A 3,811-nucleotide genomic window follows, 5' to 3' on the forward strand; every position below is an offset into this window, starting at 1 on the left:
ATTGCACATAGAGCATAGCTCTGAGTTGGGAAGAAATTTAATCAAATTGGTATTATTACTTAGCTAAGGAATAAAAAAGCAAAAAAAAACTGCGAACAAAGTTCAGCAGTTTTAGTGGTATATACTTTAAAGCAATAGAACAATTAACTTAAGTCCATTTCCTGAACTCTTTCATGAGCTATTTCTGGCGTTGTAGTATCGGGCTTAGTATGCAAGTTTGCTTTTAATTGGCCTTTTCTATGTTTCAATGCCGCATCTAATTTTTTAGCTGCACTAGCAATAGCAGGGTACATAACTTCATCACTACCGGTAGCTGCAATATGCCCACCTTCATAATTTGTTGTTAATTCTACTTTAATTTTATGGTGCTCTTTAGAAAGAATAACTTCTAACGCAATGAGTGTTGGAAAATGGCTAGCAATTTTAGAAAATTTTTCTTCGATATGTTCTCTGATTGAATCATTAACTTCTACGTGGTGACCAGAAAGATTTATTTTCATAGGGTATTCCTTTTGCTGTTTTATTAACTTCTAATGACTATGCGCCTAAATGGCAATTGTATTCAATTATTCTATTAATCGTTGAATAACAATGTGTCACTTAATATAGACCTGAGGGCAACTTATACTAAAACAAGTAGGTAAACGAAATATTTATCATTTATTTTCAAAGCTTATTAATTAGCATTATTTATCACCTATATTAAAAGTAGCGTATAAATAGTTATAATACTATTCATCTAAAGTAAGAAAATGTATCAACAATTAATATTGGCAACGTTCTTCTTTTTAGTTGAAAATAACAATACGCTAAAGTGAAACAAAATTAACGCGGTCGCCTTCTGAGTTGACACTAAAGAAATTAACATAAATGTGTCCATCCCAACGTGTCCAAGAGGTTTGACTTGCATTTTTTAGTGTCGTTAAGTCATTAACATAAGTACGATTGCCTACTGAAAAATCATTAGCCATATTAGTAAATTGCACAACAGTAGAGCCTGTTCTAGGTCCATTTACCGCAAAGTACAATACATCAAAACCTGATGAAGCTGAATTATTACCTTGAGTCAGCTCTACAGCGTATTCCCCATCATCTAACTTCATTAAGGTATTCGTACCAGCAAACTGACCTGTACCTGGGTTACCAGTAGCTTGCACACCAGTAGCGGTGGTTATACGGAACGTTGGATTTTGAGTCGCTCGCAGTCTAAATACCGCATAAAGATCATCTGATATTCTCGCATTTCTCCAGCCAACGGGTTTAAAATCATCGTCATTATAAAAGAATGGGTGATCTGGGATAACCGTATTTCCTGCTTCCCCACCCTCGCTAGCGGTCAACGTGCCATCTTCATCGTAAAGTACAGAAGGCATTGTTTTTCCTATAGGGGTGTAGCTTGTCATTTTGCCCGCTGGACCTGAAAAACTCAAACTCGTGGCTGTACCATCATTTTCAAACGAGGTATTACGCATTACAAAATGTGTATGCCTAATTGCAATAGATTCAGTTCTTAACATATGAGCATTGTCTGCGGTAAAACCTGCGAAATGAGTGCCGTCTAACGTATTTGCCCCGTCATAAAAGCTATGGCCAGTAACAATTTGGTTAAGGTCGCTATTACCGCGGCTATGACCTACGTATAGAGAGTCAGTAATGCGCTGCGTGAAAGTAATAAATGAACTGGTAAAATTATCGGCAAAGAATATTTTCTCGAAGTTACCCGTTCTTGCCCGGTGATATATACCGGTAGTATGTTTATATGCGGTGTAATTATAAACTTGTGGCTCAAGATTCGGGCGGTATTCATCACCATCAAATGTATCTTTTAACGTAGCGCCAACAGGAACTTCAATATCACTACCGCGATCGAAATTAAGCCCTATAGGTGATGAGTGTGACGAATTGTATTCAAACTCACCGAAGTTAACACGATCAGGTTGCACGCTTGCGTATTGCAGGTCACTTGCAGAAGCACCTATCGCTTTTTCAGGGAAAAGAAACCAAAAACCTGTACCTTCAGATCCGGCAGAAACATTACCTATCCATGTATTATCAGGGTTAGTCATCCAATAACCGGCTGAATTTAAGAATCGCGTTGAGTTTTGTCCTGCATGGTCATGAGTATCAACAAGGAATGGATCGTTAATCTCTGCTTGGCTATCACCACCTACTTTATGAATGGCGAAAGCAATATTGGATAAAAACGTATTACCCGTTTCGACAGCATCTTCCATAAAAAATCCATGCCCATGAATATCATGTAAGACAACATCTTGAATTAATACGTTATGTGTTCCATGTACAGTAATACCACGGTTATTAGAGTTAGTGATTGAGATACCTCTTAGTTCATCACCATTACGATCACCAGCTAAATGCCAATGGAAAGGGTAGCGACCTAATCGGCCAGTTTGTCCCATGCCATTAAGTTGAACACTGTCTAACGTAATTTGACCTGCAGTGCCCATGATCATAATGTTACCACCAACACCAGCACCATCACCTTCAATTACACCAACATTAAAGTTTTCTCTGTTGCCAAAGTTAGTATCTGTATCTTGTGAAGCAAGACCTTGAATTTTTACATTGCGGTTTAACAAAGCAACTTCAGCACGCATTTCAATAGTACGAGTATTGTCAGCAGATCCATAAGTTTCTTGCTCACCATAGTGTCGATAATTCAGGCTCTCATTAAACTCGATCTCACTATTACCATCACCTAAATCATCTATCGCACTGATAATTCTCACCTCTTCATGCGAATAATTTCTTGAAGAGCTGGCAATAACTATTTGATCACCTACTTGCCAATTTAATGCACCGTCAGATGAACTAGACGTTGTACCATCGTAGTTACGCTCAATGACATTACGAACAACAATTGAAGTTGACCCTATTGATGCTGTTTGTGATAAACGTGTAAAGGTCAGTTTATCATCACCATAAAACTGTAAACGTCCGCCGCCAGCGACCATAATGAATGAGTTATTATCATTTACAGCCATTGTTCCCATCGCAGTTTCAATATCCCAATCGGCTATTGGGTTTGTGCCAATTAACGTCAAGGTGAAATTACTTTCATCAAAAGGATTAGCCGCGCTACCAATTTCAAAGACCCCCATTGAATTGACATGTATCCAATCTGTACTTAATGAAATATCAGCATTAGCTTGCTCATTCGCTGTCAACATACCCTGCACAACCACGCCGTTAGCATTTAAGTTAGTACCTGATAAGGATACTGTTGTTCCTTGGGGAATAATTGCGCGCTTAGTCGCATCTGGTAACCCATTGTCCCACGTTGAAGCCTGTGACCAAGCGCCACTATTAATTGCCGTCGTTTTAACTGCTTCACCTATAGGTGGGCTGAACTTAAAAGTGACATTGTCAGCATTCCACTGCCAAGTACTTCCACCACGGCTTTGAATACGTATATCGTGATCACCTATCGAGTTGATTTGAAAGTTACCTAAATCAAAATTTGCATAGACATCCCAAGCACTGGTCGAAGTTATTGGCGCAGAAGCCACTTCGACATCATTAACATAAAGCACGACATTAGTATCATCATTAATAGGTGTTGCTGCACTAATTGATGCTGTCCATGTCCCCACTGCATTGAAATTTATACGATAATCGGCCCAGTCACCACTGGTATTCCAACTAATAGTTCCACCATCAACCAAAAAGCCATCATTTACATCGCCGTCAAAGGCTGCTTCATCACGACTTGATTCAAGGAAATTTTCCATCTCCATTACAATATCTTCAACTAGCTCTGGATCTGGCGTGGGCTCAGGTGTCGGATCTG

The 3,811-nt window shown here is 38.9% G+C and carries 2 protein-coding genes; both read right to left on the bottom strand.

What is annotated here, in order from left to right; genetic code table 11:
* Window positions 1-143: 143 nt before the first annotated feature.
* Window positions 144-500 (bottom strand): ribosome-associated translation inhibitor RaiA, encoded by a 357-nt coding sequence (gene raiA / locus KO502_RS04360; protein WP_216021346.1) that lies wholly within the window; start codon window positions 498-500, stop codon window positions 144-146.
* 309 nt (window positions 501-809) lie between these two features.
* A partial coding sequence (locus KO502_RS04365) for a G8 domain-containing protein (protein WP_216021347.1) occupies window positions 810-3,811 on the bottom strand: 3,002 nt, incomplete at its 5' end.

Source organism: Colwellia sp. E2M01, from assembly GCF_018860585.1.
Taxonomy (GTDB): Bacteria; Pseudomonadota; Gammaproteobacteria; order Enterobacterales; family Alteromonadaceae; genus Colwellia.

Excerpts from the sequence above, each read along its gene's own strand:
- raiA (WP_216021346.1), bottom strand. The coding sequence starts at position 500 with ATGAAAATAAATCTTTCTGGTCACCACGTAGAAGTTAATGATTCAATC.